The organism is Escherichia sp. MOD1-EC5950 (assembly GCF_002965345.1).
Classification (GTDB): domain Bacteria; phylum Pseudomonadota; class Gammaproteobacteria; order Enterobacterales; family Enterobacteriaceae; genus Escherichia; species Escherichia marmotae.
In genome coordinates, this window is record NZ_PTSR01000020.1 from 16,426 (window position 1) to 38,443 (window position 22,018).

General features: G+C 50.0%; 18 protein-coding genes. 11 read left to right on the forward strand and 7 right to left on the reverse strand.

What is annotated here, in order from left to right:
* Positions 1 to 17 precede the first annotated feature (17 nt).
* From yijE to metF, 3 genes are all read right to left on the reverse strand, one after another.
* Positions 18 to 923: a cystine transporter YijE gene (gene yijE, locus BEA93_RS17490; RefSeq protein WP_001271260.1), complete on the reverse strand. Its 906-nt coding sequence runs from the start codon at positions 921 to 923 to the stop codon at positions 18 to 20.
* 93 nt (positions 924 to 1,016) lie between these two features.
* Positions 1,017 to 3,197 (reverse strand): catalase/peroxidase HPI, encoded by a 2,181-nt coding sequence (gene katG / locus BEA93_RS17495; RefSeq protein ID WP_000107702.1) that lies wholly within the window; start codon positions 3,195 to 3,197, stop codon positions 1,017 to 1,019.
* 340 nt (positions 3,198 to 3,537) lie between these two features.
* Positions 3,538 to 4,428, reverse strand: coding sequence for a methylenetetrahydrofolate reductase (gene metF, locus BEA93_RS17500; protein WP_000007531.1), 891 nt, complete (start codon positions 4,426 to 4,428; stop codon positions 3,538 to 3,540).
* A gap of 108 nt (positions 4,429 to 4,536) precedes the next feature.
* Between metF and BEA93_RS25250 the strand changes: the two genes are divergently transcribed.
* A complete protein-coding gene (locus tag BEA93_RS25250) occupies positions 4,537 to 4,674 on the forward strand; it encodes a hypothetical protein (RefSeq protein ID WP_154663965.1) in 138 nt (45 codons plus the stop codon).
* 104 nt (positions 4,675 to 4,778) lie between these two features.
* On the opposite strand, the gene metL is transcribed toward BEA93_RS25250, so the two are convergent.
* Positions 4,779 to 7,211: a bifunctional aspartate kinase/homoserine dehydrogenase II gene (gene metL / locus BEA93_RS17505; RefSeq protein WP_000110800.1), complete on the reverse strand. Its 2,433-nt coding sequence runs from the start codon at positions 7,209 to 7,211 to the stop codon at positions 4,779 to 4,781.
* Between the two features lie 2 nt (positions 7,212 to 7,213).
* Entirely contained in the window at positions 7,214 to 8,374 is a 1,161-nt protein-coding gene (gene metB / locus BEA93_RS17510; protein WP_016262747.1) for a cystathionine gamma-synthase, read from the reverse strand.
* A gap of 276 nt (positions 8,375 to 8,650) precedes the next feature.
* Here metB and metJ point away from each other — a divergent pair, with 276 nt between their 5' ends.
* Both metJ and BEA93_RS17520 read left to right on the forward strand, forming a co-directional pair.
* Positions 8,651 to 8,968 (forward strand): met regulon transcriptional regulator MetJ, encoded by a 318-nt coding sequence (gene metJ / locus BEA93_RS17515; protein WP_000852812.1) that lies wholly within the window; start codon positions 8,651 to 8,653, stop codon positions 8,966 to 8,968.
* 209 nt (positions 8,969 to 9,177) lie between these two features.
* Entirely contained in the window at positions 9,178 to 9,786 is a 609-nt protein-coding gene (locus BEA93_RS17520) for a YiiX family permuted papain-like enzyme (protein WP_016249369.1), read from the forward strand.
* Positions 9,787 to 9,819: 33 nt separating this feature from the next.
* On the opposite strand, the gene pgtP is transcribed toward BEA93_RS17520, so the two are convergent.
* Positions 9,820 to 11,205, reverse strand: coding sequence for a phosphoglycerate transporter PgtP (gene pgtP / locus BEA93_RS17525; RefSeq protein WP_000949936.1), 1,386 nt, complete (start codon positions 11,203 to 11,205; stop codon positions 9,820 to 9,822).
* 373 nt (positions 11,206 to 11,578) lie between these two features.
* Between pgtP and BEA93_RS17530 the strand changes: the two genes are divergently transcribed.
* The 4 genes from BEA93_RS17530 (at position 11,579) to pgtA (ending at position 16,470) form a co-directional block, all read left to right on the forward strand.
* Positions 11,579 to 11,833, forward strand: a complete 255-nt coding sequence (locus BEA93_RS17530; RefSeq protein WP_233461550.1) for a hypothetical protein — start codon at positions 11,579 to 11,581, stop codon at positions 11,831 to 11,833.
* 157 nt (positions 11,834 to 11,990) lie between these two features.
* The gene (locus BEA93_RS17535; protein WP_105224817.1) at positions 11,991 to 13,223 is read left to right on the forward strand and encodes an ABC transporter substrate-binding protein; all 1,233 of its coding nucleotides are present in this window, start codon (positions 11,991 to 11,993) and stop codon (positions 13,221 to 13,223) included.
* Complete coding sequence (locus BEA93_RS17540) at positions 13,160 to 15,187, forward strand: ATP-binding protein (RefSeq protein WP_236942063.1); 2,028 nt, start codon at positions 13,160 to 13,162, stop codon at positions 15,185 to 15,187. The genes BEA93_RS17535 and BEA93_RS17540 overlap by 64 nt, the downstream gene beginning before the upstream one ends.
* Positions 15,188 to 15,189: 2 nt before the next feature.
* Positions 15,190 to 16,470, forward strand: coding sequence for a two-component system response regulator PgtA (pgtA, locus tag BEA93_RS17545; RefSeq protein WP_000132598.1), 1,281 nt, complete (start codon positions 15,190 to 15,192; stop codon positions 16,468 to 16,470).
* Between the two features lie 70 nt (positions 16,471 to 16,540).
* Here pgtA and rpmE read toward each other — a convergent pair whose 3' ends face one another.
* The gene (rpmE, locus tag BEA93_RS17550) at positions 16,541 to 16,753 is read right to left on the reverse strand and encodes a 50S ribosomal protein L31 (protein WP_000710770.1); all 213 of its coding nucleotides are present in this window, start codon (positions 16,751 to 16,753) and stop codon (positions 16,541 to 16,543) included.
* Positions 16,754 to 16,956: 203 nt separating this feature from the next.
* Between rpmE and priA the strand changes: the two genes are divergently transcribed.
* The 4 genes from priA (at position 16,957) to hslV (ending at position 22,013) form a co-directional block, all read left to right on the forward strand.
* Positions 16,957 to 19,155: a primosomal protein N' gene (gene priA, locus BEA93_RS17555; protein WP_001517517.1), complete on the forward strand. Its 2,199-nt coding sequence runs from the start codon at positions 16,957 to 16,959 to the stop codon at positions 19,153 to 19,155.
* 191 nt (positions 19,156 to 19,346) lie between these two features.
* Positions 19,347 to 20,339, forward strand: a complete 993-nt coding sequence (cytR, locus tag BEA93_RS17560; protein ID WP_194245949.1) for a DNA-binding transcriptional regulator CytR — start codon at positions 19,347 to 19,349, stop codon at positions 20,337 to 20,339.
* 91 nt (positions 20,340 to 20,430) lie between these two features.
* The gene (gene ftsN, locus BEA93_RS17565) at positions 20,431 to 21,390 is read left to right on the forward strand and encodes a cell division protein FtsN (RefSeq protein WP_000068823.1); all 960 of its coding nucleotides are present in this window, start codon (positions 20,431 to 20,433) and stop codon (positions 21,388 to 21,390) included.
* 92 nt (positions 21,391 to 21,482) lie between these two features.
* Positions 21,483 to 22,013, forward strand: coding sequence for an ATP-dependent protease subunit HslV (hslV, locus tag BEA93_RS17570; RefSeq protein ID WP_000208242.1), 531 nt, complete (start codon positions 21,483 to 21,485; stop codon positions 22,011 to 22,013).
* The last annotated feature ends 5 nt before the right edge of the window (positions 22,014 to 22,018 follow it).

Here is a 22,018-nt window from a genome sequence, read left to right on the forward strand (position 1 = left end):
CCCAGGGAAGACGCTCTTCAGATTTTTTTTACGCTGACGGCTTCTTTTTTCTTACGGCTTACCAGCGCCAGTGCCAGCACAATCAGCACAATACCGCTGCCTTCAACCGCGCCGGGGTTTTCACCAAGCAGCCACCAGGAAAAGAGTACTCCGCAAACAGGAACCGCCAGCGTGCTTAAGCTGGCAATACTGGCAGGTAAGTTTTTCAGTACAAATAGCCACAAACTCCAGGCCAGTGCCGTCGCCAGAATCGCACTGTAGGCCAGCGCCCAAAACACCGTGGGCTGCCAGTCAATTTCACGTTGCGGCACCAGCCAGGCGACCACACTCATCACCAGCGCCGCATAAAGCATCTGCCAGGATGTTAACGACAATAAATCCACGCGCGGATAGCGGGCATAAAGGCGTTTCGCAACAATCGCACTCGCTCCCCAACTGATGCCGGAGAGGATTGCCAGGATGGCGCTTTTCATCGAGGAGAAATCGAGTTGCCACGGCTGTAACACCAGCAATAATCCAACGGCGGCAATCAGAATAGCGAAATATTGCCCGCGTCGCAGGCGTTCACCAAGAAACAGCGCCGCGAGAATCACCACCCAGAACGGCATGGTATAGCTCAGGATTGCCACCTTCCCTGCTCCGCCGCTCACCAACGCCCATTGCGCCAGTCCCACCATCCCGCAGGTTTGTAACAGGGCAATAGCTAAAGTGTATTTAAACGGCGTCGGACGCATACCGCGACCACGTAATAAAAGGACGATGAATAAAACGAGAGCGCCAAAAATGCAGCGTAAAGCAGTAAAGTCGAAGGCACCGATGTAGCTGGTGACTTGCTTCATGAAAATCCAGCTATAACTCCAGATAAGTGTGAGCACAACCAGGCCACTGATTGCCAGTGGGTTGCTCTTTCCTGCGGCAGACATGAGAGATCCAGTGTGTAGTTTTCCTGTGGACACTATACGCTGGTAAAGAAACTTCAGCGACCGCCTGAAAGGCAGTCGCTGAAGGAGTTCAGATTACAGCAGGTCGAAACGGTCGAGGTTCATCACTTTCACCCATGCCGCCACGAAGTCTTTAACAAACTTCTCGTGGGCGTCGCTGCTGGCGTAAACTTCTGCCAGCGCACGCAGGACGGAGTTAGAACCAAATACCAGGTCCGCACGGCTGGCAGTGTATTTCACTTCACCCGTTTCACGGTCACGGCCTTCGAACAGCTCTTTCGATTCGTCGGTCGCTTTCCACTCGTAACGCATATCCAGCAAGTTCACAAAGAAGTCATTGCTCAATACGCCCACGCGGTCAGTAAAGACGCCGTTTTTGCTGCCATCGAAGTTGGCACCCAGTACGCGCATCCCGCCGACCAACACCGTCATTTCCGGTGCAGTCAGGGTCAATTGCTGTGCTTTATCGATCAACAGAGATTCAGTTGTAGCCTCACCCGCCGCAGCACGATAGTTACGGAAACCGTCGGCAACAGGTTTGAGCAGCTCAAACATCTCAATGTCAGTCTGATCCTGGCGCGCGTCTACACGGCCCGGTGTAAACGGAACATTAACGCTGATACCCGCCGCACTCGCCGCTTTTTCAACACCAACGACACCGGCAAGAACAATAATGTCGGCAAGCGACGCTGTATGGGAGGATTTGTAGATCCCTTCCAGCACCGGCAATGCACGTGCTGCTGCGGCATTAACTTCCCAGTCGCGCTGTGGAGCCAATGCCAGACGCGCACCATTCGCGCCGCCACGTTTATCCCCACCGCGGAAGGTGGAGGCGGAAGCCCAGGCAACAGAAACCAGCTCGCTCACGGAGAGGCCAGATTCAGCAATCGCCGCCTTAAGATTAAGGATATCTTCCTCGCTCGGGTTGAAGAACGCATGTGGCAGCGGATCTTGCCAGATCAGATCTTCTTTCGGCACTTCCGGTCCGATGTAGCGAGATTTCGGCCCCATATCCCTGTGCGTCAGTTTGAACCATGCACGGGCAAAGGCTTCGTTGAACGCTTGTGGATCATCGAGGAAGCGACGTGAAATCTTCTCAAACTCTGGATCAAAACGCAGAGTCAGGTCAGTGACCAACATCGTCGGCTTACGTTTCTTCGACGGATCGAACGGATCCGGGATAATTTCCGGTGCATCGACTGCTTCAAACTGGATGGCACCTGCCGGACTACGAGTCTGTACCCACTCATATTTGAACAGGTTTTCGAAGAAATAGTTGCTCCACTGAGTCGGCGTTTGCGTCCAGACCACTTCCAGGCCTGAAGTAATGGCATCGGCACCGACACCGGAACCAAAATCACTTTTCCAGCCTAAGCCCTGGTTTTCGATCGGTGCGGCTTCCGGATCAGGACCTACGTGCGTTGCCGGGCCTGCACCGTGAGTTTTACCTAACGTATGACCACCTGCGATCAGCGCAACGGTTTCTTCGTCGTTCATTCCCATATTGCCAAATGTCGCGCGAATAGCTGCAGCCGCGGAAAGCGGTTCACCGCTGGCATTTGGTCCTTCCGGGTTAACGTAAATCAGCCCCATTTCGGTTGCTGCTAATGGCCGTTTTGCCAGCTCTTCCGGATTACGGTGGGCAAGCCAGGTTTTTTCATCACCCCAGTTTACGTCGAGATCCGGTTCCCAGACGTCTTCACGACCGGCACCAAAACCGAAAGTACGGAAGCCAGAATTTTCCAGCGCCACGTTACCCGCAAGGATAAACAGGTCGGCCCAGGAGATTTTCTGACCATATTTTTGTTTGATTGGCCACAACAGACGACGCGCTTTATCCAGGCTGACGTTATCCGGCCAGGAGTTGAGCGGTGCAAAACGTTGCTGACCACGCCCCGCGCCACCGCGACCATCGATTGAACGGTAAGTCCCCGCGCCGTGCCAGGCCATACGAATAAACAGACCCGCGTAGCTGCCCCAGTCTGCTGGCCACCACGGTTGGGACTCTGTCAGCAGCTCTTTCAGATCTTTTTTCAGGCCGTAGTAATCTAGCTTGCTAAATTCTTTGCGGTAGTCGAAGTCCTCACCCAGTGGGTTAGAACGGTTAGAATGTTGGTTTAACAGGTCAACACGGAGTTGTTTTGGCCACCAGTCATGAGTGGTTGTTCCCGCACCGGCGCTCTGGTCATGACCGCCATGATGGAACGGACATTTTCCGCTAGCTGTTGTGTTATGGATATCGTCAGACGTGCTCATCAATATGCTCCCTCTACAGTGTTACCCTTAAGATACACAGCGTTAGAGAGAAGTTATAATTGAATTAATCCACGGATGCGATAGTTGGGATCTTACATATCATTAGTTAAAGAGATGTAGATCAAAATGATCTTAAATAAGCCTTTTTGATTATGTCCGATTACGGATAAATACTTTATACAAAGAGGCTTTATCGCTGTTTTCTCCCTGTTCCTTTAAGGAATAAAGGAGAAAAAGCGAGTCAATAGTTTTGCTGGTCTGCCCCCTCGCTTCGAGGAGGCATTTTGTGCTTTGTTTTAATTTTGTGATCACTGTGTGATTTTCACCGAAACAAAAACACTTATAAACCCGGTCTAACACCCAGCGTATGGCAAATCGCGTAACTCATTTCAGCACGGTTCAGAGTATAGAAGTGGAAATCTTTTACCCCTTCACGGCTTAAAATTTTCACCATATCCATTGCGATATTTGCACCCACCAGTTTACGGGTTTCGGCGTCGTCATCCAGGCCGTCAAACATTTGTGCCATCCACGCCGGAATGCGCACGTTAGTCATGTCGGCAAATTTCTTCGCCTGTTTAAAGTTAGAGACCGGCAAAATGCCCGGAATAATTTCCACATCAATCCCCGCAGAGACACAACGGTCGCGAAAGCGCAGGTAGCTTTCGACATCAAAGAAGAATTGAGTGATAGCGCGGTTGGCTCCAGCATCCACTTTGCGTCTCAGGTTGAGTAAATCCGCCTGGGCGCTTTTCGCTTCCGGGTGAACTTCCGGATACGCCGCTACTGAAATATCGAAATCCGCGACTTCTTTTAACAGCTCCACCAGGTCAGAAGCATACATTTCCGGCTTACCGCTTCCCGACGGCAGGTCACCACGCAGCGCCACGATATGGCGAATACCGTTATTCCAGTAGTCACGGGCGATGGTGCGCAGCTCGTCGGGAGTCGCATCAATGCAGGTAAGATGCGGTGCAGCTTCCAGACCAGTACGCTCTTTAATACCTTTAATAATACTGTGCGTGCGGTCGCGCTCGCCGGAGTTCGCACCATAGGTCACCGAAACAAATTTTGGTTTCAGGCTGCTAAGACGATCGATGGAGTTCCACAGGGTCTGCTCCATTTCACTGGTACGCGGCGGGAAAAACTCGAACGAAACGTTAATCTGCCCCTGGACTTCTGCCAGACTCTGATTCAGGGCATCCCGCTGGCTGGCGTGAAAAAAGCTCATACCTTACCTCATCAATCGCTTGTAGTTATATGTTGTGTTGTGAACATCTATCCGTTTAGACGTCCAGATGTAAAGATGAAGGAAAAGCGGAGGAGCGTCAACCGAAAAATGACCAATGATGGTGAGGAAAAATCAGGAAAGATGAGAAAAATTCAGGATGGTAAGGAAAAGAAAATCCGGAATGCAAGGCAGACCGGATTACAGATGCAGGCTGACAACGTACTTATTGCTTCTTGCCGGATGTAGCGCAAACGCTTCATCCGGCCTATAACCAAATGATAAATCAATATATTTAGTTAGAAACCATAGACACGAAAACATGTGTACCAGGCATTATTAGATTCCTGAAATTACAACAACTGCGCCAGGCGGTTAATATCCGACTGAATCGCCCCGGCGGTGACGTCGCGCCCAGCGCCTGGCCCACGGATCACCAGCGGGTTATCGCGATACCAGCGGCTTTCGATGGCAAAGACGTTATCGCACGGCAGCAGTGATGCCAGCGGATGGTCTTCACGCACCGCTTCTACACCAACACGCGCTTTGCCATTGGCATCGAAACGCGCCACGTAGCGCAGCACCAGCCCCATTTCGCGGGCGGCTTCCAGTCGTTGCACCATCTGCTCATTCAGTTCATCGCCGTTTTCAAAGAAGTGGTCGATGCTGCCGCCTTCACAATGTGCTGGCACCAGCGACTCCACGCGCACCTGGTCCGGTTCAATGTTGTAACCCGCTTCACGCGCCAGAATCACCAGTTTGCGCATCACGTCTTTACCGGAAAGGTCATCACGCGGGTCAGGCTCGGTTAAGCCCTGTTGCCACGCCTGATCCACCAGTTCGGTAAACGGCACGCTGCCGTCGAATTGCAGGAACAGCCAGGAGAGCGTGCCGGAGAAGATCCCGCTGATCGACAAAATAGTGTCGCCGCTGTCGATCAGATCGCGCACAGTGTGGTTGATCGGCAAGCCCGCGCCGACGGTGGCGTTATACAACCAGTGACGTCCGGTCTTTTCGAAAGCGTCGTGGATCTGGCGATACTTGTTGCTGTCGCTGGCTCCCGCCAGTTTGTTGGCGCTGATAACGTGGAAACCGTGACTGGCGAAATCGAGATACTGGTCAGCAAGCTGCTGACTGGCGGTAACGTCCAGCACCACTAAATCATCATACGGATGGGCGCGCATCCACAGGAACAGCGACTCTTCATCCTGCTCGACGGCTTCATCATTGAAGAAGGCTAACGCGCGGCTGGCGTCCAGGCCATCATAGCTCAACAGGCTGCGGCGGCTGTCCACCACGCCTGCCAGCACAAACTCAAATCCGGTACGCGCCGAGAGCGTACTTTGCTCACGAGAGAACAGTTCCAGCCAACGCGAACCGATATTGCCCTTACCGAACAGGACCAGGCCGATGCGTTTTTCCGCGCGGAAGACGGACTGATGCAGTCCCTGAATAAGGCTTTCGGTCGGGCCGGTGCGTAGTACTGCCACCAGACTGATACCGTCATCCGACTGCCAGGTAAATTCGACCGGCTGACCTTTCAGTTGCTGCCAGAAACGGTGGCAATGCAGTGGGTTACGGGTGACACCTGCGCCTACCATCGCTACCAACGCCAACCCCTGACGCAGACGCAGTTCGCCTGGCAATCCTGCTTCATCGAGAATTTTCAGGGCGCTATCAGCCACTTCGGAGGTATAGCAAAATTGCAGCAACTGGCGATCGTTATGCACGCCAACTGCCAGCGGACGCACCTGAGCACGTTTCAAAATCTGGTCGATTTCTTTATGTGCCAGTTTGAAATCCTGGCGGGTTGGCACCTGAAACTCAATCAAACAGACATCGTCGTGGCTGGTGACAATTCGCGCACCAGTGCCGGAAGCCAGTACACGTTCAATACGCGTAGAACCTTGATCCGGCGTATAGCTACAGCGCAGTTGCAGGTCGATTTCGCTACCAGAAACGGGCTGTAAGGTACGGGCGTGGAGAACAGGGGCTGCCAGACGCGCCAGTTCGCTGGCTTCATCAAGACGCAGCAATGGCAGCAGACAGGCATCTTTCACTTTGCGCGGGTCGGCGCTGTATACCCCGGCGACATCGCTCCAGATAGTTACGCGGGAAACACCCGCCAGCGCACCGATTTGGGTGGCGGAATAGTCGGAACCGTTACGCCCCAGCAGTACCGTTTCACCGGCGTTGTTACGGCTGATAAACCCGGTCACAACCAGACGTTTGCCCGGATGCTGCACCAGCAATTGTTGCAGCAACGGATAAGACAGGCCTTCATCAACCTGCGGTTGTGCGGCGCGTTCAGCGCGTAAAAATTCACGGGCATCGAGCCAGGCCGCAGGCAATCCTTGTTGGTTAAGCACCGCAGACATCAAACGCGCCGACCACACTTCACCGTGGCCTACCACTTCCGCATATACTGCGTCGGTGATACCGCTGTCGAGCTGCGCCGCCAGACGTTCCAGATCGCTGACAAAGGCGCTGATGAGGCTATCGGCTTCTTCGGCGGGTAACAGGCCGCTAATCAGATCGCACTGATAACGACGTAGCGTTTGTTGAACCTGATGCGCAGAGAGACGATCGGTCTGGCTTAGTTTCAACCAGTTAATCAACTGGTTAGTGGTGCTACCCGCGGCGGAAACCACCATCATATCGTCGGGCTGAGAGTACTCCGCCATAATGCCCGCAACACGCAAATAACACTTCACATCAGCCAGACTACTGCCACCAAATTTATGCAGTTGACGACCTTTCGCCCCTGCCTGCGCAATCACACTCATTTTTACCCCTTGTTTGCAGCCCGGAAGCCATTTTCCAGGTCGGCAATTAAATCTTCGCCATCTTCAATACCGGTGGAGATACGCAACAGCGTCTCGGAGATCCCGGCGGCAGCACGCGCTTCTGGTGCCATGCCTGCGTGTGTCATGGTTGCGGCGTGAGAGATTAAACTTTCCACTCCCCCTAATGATTCCGCCAGCGTAAATAACGACAGCCCGCCCAGGAAGCGACGCAGCGTCTGCTCATCACCATCCAGTTCAAAACTCAACATTGCGCCAAAGCCTTTTTGCTGACGCACGGCAATTTCATGCCCCTGATTTTCCGGCAGCGACGGGTGATAAAGTTTTTTCACCAGCGGTTGGGTTTGCAGATATTTCACAATCGCCTGCGCGTTGCGCTGAGCCAGGTCCATACGCGGAACCAGAGTTCGCAGACCACGCAGCAGCAAATAACTGTCAAACGCACCACCCGTCACGCCAATATTGTTTGCCCACCAGGCCAGTTCGGTGACCACATCCGGATCTTTAGCAATCACCACGCCAGCCACTACGTCAGAGTGGCCATTCAGATATTTCGTACATGAATGCAACACCAGATCGGCACCCAATGCCAGCGGATTTTGTAATGCCGGGCTTAAGAAGGTGTTATCCACCACGCTCACCGCCCCAACTTCCCTTGCCAGATGGCAGATTTTCGCAATATCCACGACGCGTAACAATGGATTACTGGGGCTTTCTACCAACACCAGTTTGGGCTTTTCTGCCAGTGCCGCTTGTAATGCCTGCTCATCACCTTGATCAACAAACAGCACGCGATAACAACCACGTTTCGCCAGACTGTCGAACAGACGATAGCTGCCGCCGTAACAATCGTGCGGCGCAACCAACAGATCGCCCGGCTTCAAAAAGACGGTAGTCACCAGATGGATGGCTGACATGCCGGTATTAGTAAGCACCGCGCCAGCGCCACCTTCCAGTTCTGCCAGCGCACGCTGCACGACATCGCGCGTCGGGTTGCCGCGACGCGAGTAATCATGCGCACGCGGTTCATTAAATCCGGTAAAATTATAGGTGCTGGAAAGATGGATCGGTGGGACAACGCAACCATACTGTTCGTCGTCATTTAACCCGCTACGCACTGCGATGGTGGCCTGTTTACGCGTCATGTGATGAAGTTCCCTGGGCTGAGTCGGTGAAAAGACAGGCACCAGAGTAAACATTGTGTTAATGGACGTCAATACATCTGGACATCTAAACTTCTTTGCGTATAGATTGAGCAAATCAGAAATTGCCGTTAAAATTACATGCATTATCACGCTGACAGGCGCATTACACGATGTCACGGTAGCGCCTGTACGGTAAACTATGCGGGTTTATGACCAGTAACCTTATTAATTGTACGGTCTGGTCTCAATTTATTGACGAAGAGGATTAAGTATCTCATGGCTGAATGGAGCGGCGAATATATCAGCCCATACGCTGAGCACGGCAAGAAGAGTGAACAAGTCAAAAAGATTACGGTTTCCATTCCTCTTAAGGTGTTAAAAATCCTCACCGATGAGCGCACGCGTCGTCAGGTGAATAACCTGCGTCACGCTACCAACAGCGAACTGCTGTGTGAAGCGTTTCTGCATGCCTTTACCGGGCAACCGCTGCCGGATGATGCCGATCTGCGTAAAGAGCGCAGCGACGAAATCCCGGAAGCGGCAAAAGAGATCATGCGTGAGATGGGGATTAACCCGGAGACGTGGGAATACTAAAGCGGAAAAGAGCGGCGTGGGGAGTGCTGCCAAAGGCAAAATCGCCTGATGCGCTACGCTTATCAGGCCTACGTCATATTGCAATCTATTGAATTTGCACGAACTTGTAGGCCGGATAAGGCGTTCACGCCGCATCCGGCATAAACAACAAGCACGTTGTCAGCGGCTCAGATCTAACCCACCGCCTTTTTATACATGGACGTTTAACGATGAAAATCAGGCTACTCATCCCCAGCCTGCTGGTTTCTGCGCCAGCCTTTGCCTGGCAGCCACAAACCGGCGACATCATCTTTCAGATCTCTCGCTCATCGCAAAGTAAAGCGATCCAACTGGCGACCCATTCCGATTACAGCCATACCGGTATGCTGGTGATACGCAATAAAAAGCCCTACGTCTTTGAAGCCGTCGGCCCGGTGAAATACACCCCGCTGAAGCAGTGGATCGCCCACGGTGAAAAGGGCAAATACATTGTGCGCCGTGTTGAAGGCGGGCTGAATACCGAACAACAGCAAAAACTGGCGCAAGCGACAAAACGTTATCTTGGTAAACCGTATGACTTCAGCTTCTCGTGGAGCGACGATCGCCAGTATTGTTCAGAAGTGGTGTGGAAGGTGTATCAGAACGCGCTGGGAATGAGCGTGGGCGAGCAGCAAAAACTGAAAGAGTTCGATCTTAGCAACCCGCTGGTCCAGGCGAAGCTCAAAGAACGCTACGGCAAAAATATCCCGCTTGAAGAAACGGTGGTTTCACCACAGGCCGTTTTCGATGCGCCACAACTCACTACCGTCGCTAAAGAATGGCCGCTGTTTTCCTGGTAATGGGCCAATCACCTCGTGACTGGCCCCCAAAATCTAATTTTTATTGGTCTGAAGCTCTTGCGAAAACGCAGCCACGTCATTTTGACGCTGTCGTTCCATAGCGACCGCGCCAAAGTGCGTTAGCGTACAGAAAATAATGCAACAGATAACACCAGCAAGCAGAAGATAAAAACCGCCATCCCAACCTACCTGATCGACCATAACACCAAACAAACTTGTACCAAGCGTTGCGCCAAGAATATAACTCATAAAACCACGCAAACCGACTGCGGAACCCACGGCAAAACTGGGGACAATTTCCATTGTCTGCACAGAAGCCAGGAACTGCGGAACATAGATAAGGCAGCCTACGCAAGCAGCAAAAATGGTAATAGAGAGCAGAGAGTCGCTTTTCCAGTAGCCCAGCAGGCAGAAGAAAATCAATACCATACTGATAATCGCGGGTGGCATACGGCGACCATGAAATAATTTATCACTCAACCAGCCAGCAAATAACGTCGTTGGAATAGCCGCCCATTCAAAAATTAAAAATGCCGTGCTCATTTCAGTCTTCGTAAAATGTTTCACGCTTAACAGGTAAATGGGCAACCAACTGATAATTCCGAAACGCACCATATAGACAAAAACATCAACGAAAGAGACGAACCATGCATTCTTGTTTTTTAGCACATAGGTACAAAAAATTTGCCAGGCAGTCATATCTTCTGGCGCACGATCATCTTTTGCTTTAATGCTGACGTCGTCCGGAACAATTTCGCTTAATGGTGGTAAACCTTCACTTACGGGAGAACCTTTACCTGTCATCAGCACGACTATAGCAATGACAACTGATACAATCGCTGGAACAACATACGTTGCTATTTTCCAGTGTTCAGTACCCAATACGGCAAATGCACCACCAACAATCGGAGCAACAATACCGCCCCCCACATTGTGCGAAATATTCCAGACCGCACCGACGATGCCCCGTTCTTTACGAGGGAACCAGTTGGCTATTGTAATAAACGAAGGGCCAACGCCCATCCCTTGAAAGAGGCCATTCAGAATGACAAGTCCCGCAAACATCCAAAAAGCAAAACTAAAACCAAGCGCCACGTTAACGAGGGCGCAAAGAACTAAACCCACAGCCATATAGACTTTAGGATTAGCTTTGTCTGCCAGGCTACTCATTACCCCTTTACTAATACCATAGGCGATTAGCATACAACTGCTAAGTAGCCCTATTTGAGTCGCAGACAGATTAAGATCTTGTTTTAAATAAGGTGTGGAGAGAACAAAGTTATTCCTGACAATATAATACGAAAGATAACCGATAAACACGCTAAATAGCGCCTGCATACGATAACGATTATAGGTATTCTTTATTTCACTTTCAGGAACCTTATGTGTTGCCACTTGAGGTTTCAATAGAGAAAGCATACATCACCTTCCAGTTCATAGAGTTATTTTAAACAGCAATGCTAGTTGCTACTCTCTGATGAGTATTTCAAAAGCCCTTGCTTCATTGGTTTTGAAGATAGTGAAGCAAGAGAGTTTAAGTTACAATACAAGGCAAATGAGTCAAAATTGACTCAAAAATACAAATATCATGTTCCATTTCTTTCCCATTTTCACATCCCAAAATAGAATTCGGCTCTTATTTAAGTCTTAACGGGTTACAACAGCCCCAATATAAAAATAATTCCTTTTATTAATTTTTTCAGTTTTTGATGTCAGTCACATATTTTGTATCTATACACGTGATCATTGAAGATACTTGATTTTACCCTATCGGAGGATCATGCTGCGCAACATGAAAGTTTTCATCACCGCTCAACAACAAGGAGGACTTAAACATTTTCATGATATCCTTCATGACAAGCACATTTGCGCTCGAATTAAAGCCATTCTTCCGGCGCATGAAGGCTGGCGCAAAGAAACAATAGAATCCGGTCATAACCTGAATCCGATAGCGCAAGTGTGGAAATTAATTACCGAGCATACCCATAACAACCGCTATTTCCGCAAGATACACGTGTTCAGAGGTGCAATATTGATCTTTTTTTAACAAACGCTTCCGGATATAGTGACGCTGGCTACATCCAAATTAATGATAATTTCTGATACTGACACAAGTGTCTTGCTGTTCATTGAGTATATTAGCGAACGGATAATGATATGAATTACAGCGTAAGAGTTTTTCTCTCGTTAATAGGATTTTTGACATGATTCGTATTATACAACGAACACTAATCTGTTGGCTTTTATGCGTCAACGTCACCTCAGCACAAGAGCTGGTGATTGCTACAACGCTTTCTTCGGAAGCGACAGAGCACATTATCAGTCAATGGCAAAAGCAACCCCTGGCAACCCAAATCCGAACACTCAACCGAACCAGTGCATCCATTGAGCGCCTGCTTGAAAATCCATTGGGTGAAAATATTGATCTGGTATTGAGTTCATCCCCCATGTTGCTACAGCGATTACAAAGTAAAAACCTGCTCCAGCCATTTAATAATCAGATAGAAACAAGCAGAAAGTTAGTCCCCGACTCTATTCGGTCAACCACCGTTGCAGTTGCAGTATCGGGCTATGGCATCCTGATCAATGTAGCGCATCTGGAAGATAAAAATGAGCCAGTACCTACTTCATGGAAGGAATTAAGCAGGTCACGTTATCAAGGAACCTTATTAATGAGTAGCCCTTCGCGTTCAGATACCACTCATCTGATGATTGAAGATCTCCTGCAACAACAAGGATGGAATAACGGCTGGAGCACACTACTGAAAATAGGCGGCAATCTCGCGACCATTTCATCACGTAGTTTCGGTGTAGCAAATAAGATCAGCACAGGATTGGGAGACGCTGGTCCGATAATCGACAATTACGCTAACGTACTGCTTAATAATTCAACCTTACGTTTCAGTTATTTCCCAAACTCTCGCGCAGCACCTATGTTTATTGCTATCACAAACGGCAGTGAACATTCACAGGAGGCGGGTCGTTTTATTAATTTCTTATTGAGCCCGGAAGGACAACAAGCATTGAGCGATTCTGACTCAGGAAAATATCCGGTATACCCACTGCCCTCCGGCACTCCTCTCGCGGAGCAACAACTACGATTATTTTCCTCCCCTTCCCTTGATTATCCGTTGATTATGCAACGCCAAAAGCTCGTGCAATTGTTATTTGATAATGCGATTACTTTTCGCCTTACCGAACTTCAAAACACCTGGAAATCATTATATGCCGCAGAACATCGGCTTAAGCGTAAATTGCCAGATGTGCGCACATTATTAACAGCCGTTCCTGTTACCCCACAACAGGCTATTAATTCCATGTACCTGCAGCAATTCGAACTGCAATCAGGCTTTCGTGAAGCTCAGATCATGGCATGGCAGCAGTTTTTCCTGCATCAACAGCAATTAGTGAACATGCAACTCGAGTCATTAAAGTGAAACAACTACATACTATAGGGACGAGCTTACGCCTCGCCTTTGTTTTTAGTGCCGTTCTTACGCTATTCGTTAGCGTAGTTAGCCTCTATTCGTGGTATGAACAAAATTCTCAGGTTCGCTACGCGCTTGATGATTATTTCCCGCGGATTCAGGCTTCATTTCTTTTTGAAGAAAACCTTACCGCATTGGTAAATGAATTCAATGAGCTACAACAGACAACCAATACCGTTAATCGTCTTCAGGTGAGAGAACAAATTGAACAACGGCTGCAAAAAATTAAGGCCATTAATCCCCATCTTGATTCAGTACATCAAAATGCGCTTAACCAACAGGTTGCCAGTAGTCACAGATTGCTTAGCAAGCTCGATAGCGCGGTGAATAACAACAATCAAGAAAAAGGAAAACTCGACGTTATATCCTCAAGAGTTAACTGGTTACATGATGATTTCAATAATGAGCTTAACTCTCTGACTCAGGATTTAAGTTGGCAACAATCGTCGTTGCTCAATCAACTCAGCCAACGAAAAGATCTGCACGAAAATCAGGATTTGCAAAATGCTCAACAAACTATTCAAAAAGAATTACAACTTGTTTTCGAACTTTCACATATAGAAACCCAGATCGTCAGCACACTGAAGGAGATGCTTAACACACATAGTGGAGATATAGATTCGTTAAAACAACATATTCAATACCTGAATTTTTTGAAGCACAGCATTGACGAAAATGTGAGATCGTTATCGTCTTATTCCAGTACCATCACATTACATCAGACGGTTTATTCCTTGTGGGAGCTTGGTACTCAACAAAATTATCTACCCGGAACCCTCGCTGCCTGGCAGCAAGCTCAACAGCCCCTCATGAGTACTATCGGGGATAAAGAGCGTGTATTTACGCAAATACGCAACCAATTAGAAACTCAATTAGGAAATAGCCATCAACAACTACAAACATTCAATCTACGATTGGAAAAAATAATGCAAATCAGCGGGCTACTGATTTTGTCGGCTATGGTTACCGCCTTGCTGTTCGTCATTCTGGTAAATTACCTCTACATTCGTCCCAGAATGATCCGCCGATTTCAGTTACTGAATGATGCCGTCGTCAAGTTAAGCAATGGTGAACTCGATGCTGATATCCCTGTCTCCGGCAACGATGAACTTGGGAGAATTGCCAACCTGCTCCGCCAGACCATTGAACAAATTAATCAACAACAACGTCAACTGGAGCAGGAAATATGCGATCGAATAGCGACTGAAAAAAACCTTCGTACTGCACAAAGTGAATTGATCCAAACCGCAAAACTGGCCGTAGTCGGGCAGACAATGACAACACTGGCACATGAAATTAATCAACCACTTAATGCATTATCTATGTATCTGTTCAGTGCCAACCGCGCTTTAGAACAACAAGACGTTGGTTTGGTAAAAAATTATATCGTCACTATGCGATCGCTGGTCGAACGCATGGATAACATCGTTAAACGACTGCGCAACTTCGCCCGCCGTCGTGATAGTGAATTAGCTGGCGGCGCAATCAATTTACAGCAGGTAATTTATTCATCCTGGGAACTTCTGGCATTGAAACATCGACCACTGAAAGCCTCTCTTCACTACCCGGATCATTTCCCTGCTGTGTATGGCGATGATGTTTTAATTCAACAAGTTTTAGTTAATTTATTTACCAATGCCCTGGAAGCCTGTCTGGAAGAACCGCCCACAATAACCATTAACTTTGAAGAAGAAGCCACCACTGTAACGCTATATATTGCTGACAATGGAAAAGGCTGGCCTGTGCTTCTGGCTGATCGACTATTAACACCTTTTACCACTGACAAAGCTGTAGGTTTGGGTATTGGCCTTTCGATTAGTCATTCTATTATGCGTCAGTGCCAGGGAGAGTTACATATCGCGTCTACTCTCGACCACCATGCGCTGGTTATTCTACGTTTCAGGAAGCTTTAAGCATGACAGACACTCACCCAACAATACTGTTAATTGATGACGATAATGATGTTCTGCAAGCCTACAGCGCTCTCTTACAGCAAGAGGGTTATGTAGTATGTACCTGTAGCAACCCTTCAGAGGCCCTACAATTGCTGCAAAATACCTGGGAAGGCATCGTTGTGTGCGACGTTTGCATGCCAGATATTTCAGGCATTACGCTGCTGGAAAAAATAACGCTGATCGACCCTAATCTTCCTATTCTGATGATCACCGGTCATGGCGATGTTCCTATGGCCGTTGAAGCGGTAAAAAAGGGAGCGTGGGATTTCCTGCAAAAACCGGTCAATCCGGAACAATTTCTATCACTTATCGAAAAAGCACTGGCAGAGCGTGAAGCTTATCTGGAACAAAAAAAATGGCGACACACTCAGTTTAATCGACACTTAATCGGTAACAGCGGCTGGATCCGCCAGACACGCCAACAACTTGAAACGCTGGCAGAAACCGATCTTCCCGTCTGTTTTTACGGCGAACCGGGTACAGGGAGAACATTAGCTGCTCATTATCTTCATCAATTTAGTTCTCGCAAAGAAAGACCTTTAATTGAACGCACACTCAGCGCTAATAGTCAGCAACCGTTGGAAGAATGGGTGAAAGAGGCAGAAGGTGGCACGCTGTTATTAAAAGAACTTGAACATTTAACACAAGAAAATCAGCGTCTCTTGATTCAACTCCAGGAACGCCCACAGGATCGATCGTTTCGTCTGATGGTTGTTAATCAAAGCCCTCTGGCTGAACTGGCCGCCGCACAGAAAATCATTCCCGCATTGTATTTTCTTTTTTCACTCACCCACATTGAATGCCCACCACTAAGCCAACGACCGGGGGATATTGAACCTATTTTTCACCATTATCTGACACTCACCTGTAAACGATTAAATCGCCAACAGCCGTTGCTGGGAAAAACGTTTTATAAACGGCTGATGGCGCGTGCCTGGCCGGGTAATATCATTGAGTTGGTGAATGCAGCAGAACTGGTTGCAGTAGGTGTTTTAATGCTGGACGATTCGGTCAATTTGCAGATGATGGAGACTGATCCAGCACCGCTGGATGAACGAGTAGAAAGTTATGAAAGACAAATAATTATTGATGCTCTCAACTTCCACCAGGGTCGTATAAACGACGTTGCAGATTACTTTCAGATACCCAGAAAAAAGCTGTATTTGCGCATGAAAAAATACGGTATCGATAAAATGGATTTTCGCGATGAAAGAAAAGATAAAAAAACACAAACTCAATGAGTTATGTTGCTGATGAAAGTTTTCAGGCACAAAAAAAGCGCCGTGCGGCGCTTTTTTCGGAAATCCGGTCTTATTTGCTGCCCGGGATGCTGAAACGCTTGTTGAAGCGATCAACACGGCCACCGGTAGCAACATCACGCTGTTTGCCAGTGAAGAACGGGTGGCACTTGCTGCACACGTCGAGGTTCAGGTCATGACCAACGGTGGAGCGGATTTTCATTACGTTACCGCAAGAGCAGCTAGCAGTAATTTCTTCGTATTTCGGGTGAATATCTTTTTTCATGGGAAAACCTCGGTTTAAGGCCGCGTCGCTCTTCCAGCCCTAACGCCAGACACCACGCGATGTTTAAAGTATAGTTTCAATACGATCATTTCGTATCAAAGGCGCCGAATCATACAGAAATTAACCAGCGTATGCAAACTGATCCGCACTCCTCTACGGCAATGTGTATACTGTTCCACCGAATTTCAAGTCAGGATGATGCTATGCCCGTTGCCCACGTTGCCTTGCCCGTTCCGCTCCCTCGTACCTTTGACTATCTGCTGCCTGAAGGCATGACGGTTAAAGCCGGGTGTCGCGTGCGCGTGCCGTTTGGCAAACAGCAAGAACGCATCGGGATTGTGGTGTCGGTTAGCGACGTCAGCGAGTTGCCACTCAACGAACTGAAAGCGGTGGGAGAAGTGCTGGACAGTGAGCCGGTGTTTACTCACTCCGTCTGGCGATTACTGCTATGGGCGGCGGATTACTATCATCATCCGATTGGCGATGTGTTATTTCATGCCTTGCCGATTTTACTGCGCCAGGGGCGACCTGCGGCGAACACGCCAATGTGGTACTGGTTTGCCACCGAGCAGGGTCAGGCGGTGGATATCAACAGCCTGAAACGTTCGCCAAAACAGCAGCAAGCGCTGGCAGCATTGCGGCAAGGGAAAATCTGGCGCGACCAGGTCGCCACTCTCGAATTTAATGATGCCGCACTACAGGCGCTGCGCAAAAAAGGTTTGTGTGAACTGGCAAGCGAAACGCCAGAATTTAGCGACTGGCGAACGGGCTATGCCGTTTCTGGCGAACGTCTGCGGCTGAATACTGAACAAGCCACCGCCGTTGGCGCAATTCATAGCGCGGCCGATTCTTTTTCTGCCTGGCTGCTGGCGGGCGTCACCGGTTCCGGTAAAACGGAAGTCTATTTAAGCGTGCTGGAAAACGTTCTCAGCCAGGGCAAGCAGGCGCTGGTAATGGTGCCGGAAATCGGCCTGACACCGCAAACTATCGCCCGTTTTCGTGAACGATTTAACGCCCCCGTGGAAGTTCTGCATTCTGGTCTGAACGACAGCGAACGCCTTTCGGCGTGGCTGAAAGCGAAAAATGGCGAAGCAGCGATTGTGATTGGTACGCGTTCCGCACTGTTTACGCCATTTAAAAATCTCGGCGTGATTGTCATCGACGAAGAGCATGACAGTTCCTACAAGCAGCAGGAAGGCTGGCGCTATCATGCCCGCGACCTGGCGGTATATCGCGCGCACAGCGAGCAAATCCCGATCATTCTCGGTTCGGCAACGCCTGCACTGGAAACGCTATGCAACGTGCAACAGAAAAAATATCGCCTGCTGCGCCTGACACGTCGGGCGGGTAATGCGCGTCCGGCAATTCAACACGTGCTGGATTTAAAAGGTCAGAAGGTGCAGGCAGGGCTGGCTCCAGCGTTAATCAGTCGTATGCGCCAGCATTTACAGGCCGACAACCAGGTTATTCTCTTTCTTAATCGCCGTGGTTTTGCGCCTGCGCTGCTGTGCCACGACTGCGGCTGGATTGCCGAATGCCCACGTTGCGATCACTACTACACGCTGCATCAGGCACAGCAACATCTGCGCTGCCACCATTGCGATAGCCAGCGCCCGGTGCCGCGCCAGTGTCCGTCCTGCGGCTCTACGCACCTGATGCCGGTGGGGCTGGGCACTGAGCAGCTTGAACAGACGCTTGCGCCGATGTTCCCTGGTGTAGCCATTTCACGTATCGACCGCGACACCACCAGCCGTAAAGGCGCGCTGGAGCAGCAACTGGCGGAAGTGCATCGCGGTGGCGCGAGGATTTTGATTGGTACGCAAATGCTGGCGAAAGGTCACCACTTTCCGGATGTCACGCTTGTGGCGTTACTGGACGTCGATGGCGCGCTATTTTCTGCCGATTTTCGCTCAGCAGAACGTTTTGCCCAGCTTTACACTCAGGTCGCTGGTCGTGCGGGGCGTGCAGGTAAACAGGGTGAGGTGGTGCTGCAAACACACCATCCGGAACATCCTCTGTTGCAAACGTTGCTCTATAAAGGCTACGACGCCTTTGCCGAACAGGCGCTGGCCGAACGGCGAATGATGCAACTGCCACCGTGGACCAGCCATGTGATTGTGCGCGCAGAAGATCATAATAATCAGCACGCACCGCTGTTCCTGCAGCAGTTGCGCAATCTGATCCTCTCCAGTCCGCTGGCGGATGACAAACTGTGGGTTCTCGGCCCGGTTCCGGCACTGGCACCCAAACGAGGCGGTCGCTGGCGCTGGCAGATCTTGTTGCAACACCCTTCCCGCGTGCGCTTGCAGCACATCATTAATGGCACTCTGGCGCTTATCAACACAATACCGGATTCACGAAAAGTGAAATGGGTGCTGGATGTCGATCCCATTGAAGGCTAAACCGCTCACGATGCGAGGCGGATCGAAAAATTAAATATTCATCACACTTTTCATGAAAATTCTGTAACCGTTTTCACGCACTATCTGCTAAAAATGTTGCCGATATGAAGTAAACATGGATGTAGTACGCCTGACGTGCCAGGCGAGGAGTGAGTGTGAAAGCGAAGAAGAAGCAGGAAACTGCCGCAACCATGAAAGACGTTGCCCTGAAAGCAAAAGTCTCTACAGCGACCGTTTCCCGAGCATTGATGAATCCCGATAAAGTCTCCCTGGCCACTCGTAATCGGGTTGAAAAAGCCGCTCGGGAAGTGGGTTATTTACCACAGCCAATGGGACGTAACGTTAAGCGTAATGAGTCCCGTACAGTTCTGGTAATTGTCCCGGATATCTGTGATCCCTTCTTTAGCGAAATTATTCGCGGTATCGAAATTACGGCGGCAAGTCACGGATATCTGGTGCTGATTGGTGACTGCGCACATCAAAATCAGCAGGAAAAAACCTTTATCGATTTAATCATCACCAAGCAAATTGATGGCATGTTGCTGCTGGGTTCAAGGCTGCCGTTTGATGCCAGCATAGAGGAGCAACGTAATCTGCCGCCTATGGTGATGGCGAACGAATTTGCGCCGGAGCTGGAGCTGCCGACGGTTCATATCGACAACCTGACCGCGGCATTCGATGCGGTAAATTACCTGTATGAACAGGGACATAAACGGATTGGCTGTATTGCTGGTCCAGAAGAGATGCCGCTGTGTCACTATCGCCTGCAAGGCTACGTTCAGGCGCTGCGTCGCTGCGGAATTATGGTTGATCCGCAATATATCGCCCGAGGCGATTTCACCTTCGAAGCCGGAAGTAAGGCCATGCAACAGTTGCTCGACCTTCCGCAGCCGCCTACTGCCGTCTTCTGTCATAGCGATGTGATGGCGCTCGGCGCACTTTCACAGGCCAAACGTCAGGGGCTGAAAATCCCTGACGACCTTTCCATCATCGGTTTTGATAACATCGACCTGACGCAATTCTGTGATCCGCCGCTGACAACCATTGCGCAGCCGCGTTACGAAATCGGTCGGGAAGCTATGCTGTTATTGCTTGATCAAATGCAAGGGCAAACGGTCGGCAGTGGCTCACGTTTAATGGACTGCGAGCTTATTATCCGGGGATCGACGCGCACATTGACTTAAAGTAAACCTTTAAGACTTCCGTGACTGGTCAAAGGCCCGCCGCTTAAGTAACATGGCGGGCTGACGAACGAATAAATACAGCGAAACGATAGTGGCACAACGAGATTATGTACGCCGCAGCCAACCGGCACCTTCGCGGCGAAAAAAGAGCACCTCACGGAAAAAGCAACGAAATCTGCCTGCGGTTTCTCCCGCAATGGTCGCTATTGCTGCCGCCGTTCTTGTGACCTTTATCGGTGGTCTGTACTTCATTACGCATCACAAGAAAGAAGAGTCCGAGACGCTGCAAAGCCAGAAAGTGACCGGAAATGGACTACCTCCGAAACCGGAAGAACGCTGGCGTTACATAAAAGAGCTGGAAAGTCGCCAGCCTGGTGTGCGTGCGCCAACAGAACCTTCTGCCGGTGGTGAAGTGAAAACGCCGGAACAACTGACACCGGAACAGCGCCAGCTTCTTGAGCAAATGCAGGCCGATATGCGCCAGCAGCCAACGCAGCTAATTGAAGTTCCGTGGAATGAGCAGACGCCGGAACAGCGCCAGCAAACGCTACAACGCCAGCGTCAGGCGCAGCAGTTAGCAGAACAGCAACGTCTGGCCCAGCAGCCACGTGCGACAGAACAAAGCTGGCAGCAACAGACACGTACTGCGCAAGCCGCGCCAGTACAGTCTCAGCCGCGGCAGTCTAAACCTGCGTCCACTCAGCAACCGTACCAGGATCTGCTGCAAACGCCTGCGCATACTGCTGCACAGCCGAAACCACAGCAGGCTGCGCCCGTTGCTCGTGCCGCAGACGCGCCAAAACCGACGGCAGAGAAAAAAGATGAACGCCGCTGGATGGTACAGTGCGGTTCGTTCAGAGGCGCGGAACAGGCAGAGACGGTGCGTGCTCAACTGGCGTTCGAAGGTTTTGACTCGAAAATTACCACCAACAATGGCTGGAATCGTGTGGTCATTGGCCCGGTGAAAGGCAAAGAAAACGCAGACAACACCCTCAATCGTTTGAAGATGGCGGGTCACACAAACTGTATTCGGCTCGCCACCGGGGGTTGAAACCCTCAAAATCTCCCCCATCTATAATTGCATTATGCCCCGTACTTTTGTACGGGGTTTGTACTCTGTATTCGTAACCAAGGGGTCAGCTCGTGACAACTATAGTAAGCGTACGCCGTAACGGCCATGTGGTCATCGCTGGTGATGGCCAGGCCACGTTGGGCAATACCGTAATGAAAGGCAACGTGAAAAAGGTCCGCCGTCTGTACAACGACAAAGTCATCGCGGGCTTTGCGGGCGGTACTGCGGATGCTTTTACGCTGTTCGAACTGTTTGAACGTAAGCTGGAAATGCATCAGGGCCATCTGGTTAAAGCTGCCGTTGAACTGGCAAAAGACTGGCGTACCGATCGCATGTTGCGCAAACTTGAAGCACTGCTGGCGGTCGCGGACGAAACTGCATCGCTTATCATCACCGGTAACGGTGACGTTGTGCAGCCAGAAAACGATCTTATTGCTATCGGTTCCGGCGGCCCTTACGCCCAGGCGGCGGCGCGCGCGCTGTTAGAAAACACTGAACTTAGCGCCCGTGAAATTGCTGAAAAGGCGTTGGATATTGCAGGCGACATTTGCATCTATACCAACCATTTCCACACCATCGAAGAATTAAGCTACAAAGCGTAAGGATC

What these genes read in the sequence shown, in the direction of transcription:
- yijE (WP_001271260.1), bottom strand. Translation starts at nt 923, where the DNA reads ATGTCTGCCGCAGGAAAGAGCAACCCACTGGCAATCAGTGGCCTGGTT.
- katG (WP_000107702.1), bottom strand. Translation starts at nt 3,197, where the DNA reads ATGAGCACGTCTGACGATATCCATAACACAACAGCTAGCGGAAAATGT.
- metF (WP_000007531.1), bottom strand. Translation starts at nt 4,428, where the DNA reads ATGAGCTTTTTTCACGCCAGCCAGCGGGATGCCCTGAATCAGAGTCTG.
- BEA93_RS25250 (WP_154663965.1), top strand. Translation starts at nt 4,537, where the DNA reads ATGACCAATGATGGTGAGGAAAAATCAGGAAAGATGAGAAAAATTCAG.
- metL (WP_000110800.1), bottom strand. Translation starts at nt 7,211, where the DNA reads ATGAGTGTGATTGCGCAGGCAGGGGCGAAAGGTCGTCAACTGCATAAA.
- metB (WP_016262747.1), bottom strand. Translation starts at nt 8,374, where the DNA reads ATGACGCGTAAACAGGCCACCATCGCAGTGCGTAGCGGGTTAAATGAC.
- metJ (WP_000852812.1), top strand. Translation starts at nt 8,651, where the DNA reads ATGGCTGAATGGAGCGGCGAATATATCAGCCCATACGCTGAGCACGGC.
- BEA93_RS17520 (WP_016249369.1), top strand. Translation starts at nt 9,178, where the DNA reads ATGAAAATCAGGCTACTCATCCCCAGCCTGCTGGTTTCTGCGCCAGCC.
- pgtP (WP_000949936.1), bottom strand. Translation starts at nt 11,205, where the DNA reads ATGCTTTCTCTATTGAAACCTCAAGTGGCAACACATAAGGTTCCTGAA.
- BEA93_RS17530 (WP_233461550.1), top strand. Translation starts at nt 11,579, where the DNA reads ATGAAAGTTTTCATCACCGCTCAACAACAAGGAGGACTTAAACATTTT.
- BEA93_RS17535 (WP_105224817.1), top strand. Translation starts at nt 11,991, where the DNA reads ATGATTCGTATTATACAACGAACACTAATCTGTTGGCTTTTATGCGTC.
- BEA93_RS17540 (WP_236942063.1), top strand. Translation starts at nt 13,160, where the DNA reads ATGGCAGCAGTTTTTCCTGCATCAACAGCAATTAGTGAACATGCAACT.
- pgtA (WP_000132598.1), top strand. Translation starts at nt 15,190, where the DNA reads ATGACAGACACTCACCCAACAATACTGTTAATTGATGACGATAATGAT.
- rpmE (WP_000710770.1), bottom strand. Translation starts at nt 16,753, where the DNA reads ATGAAAAAAGATATTCACCCGAAATACGAAGAAATTACTGCTAGCTGC.
- priA (WP_001517517.1), top strand. Translation starts at nt 16,957, where the DNA reads ATGCCCGTTGCCCACGTTGCCTTGCCCGTTCCGCTCCCTCGTACCTTT.
- cytR (WP_194245949.1), top strand. Translation starts at nt 19,347, where the DNA reads ATGAAAGACGTTGCCCTGAAAGCAAAAGTCTCTACAGCGACCGTTTCC.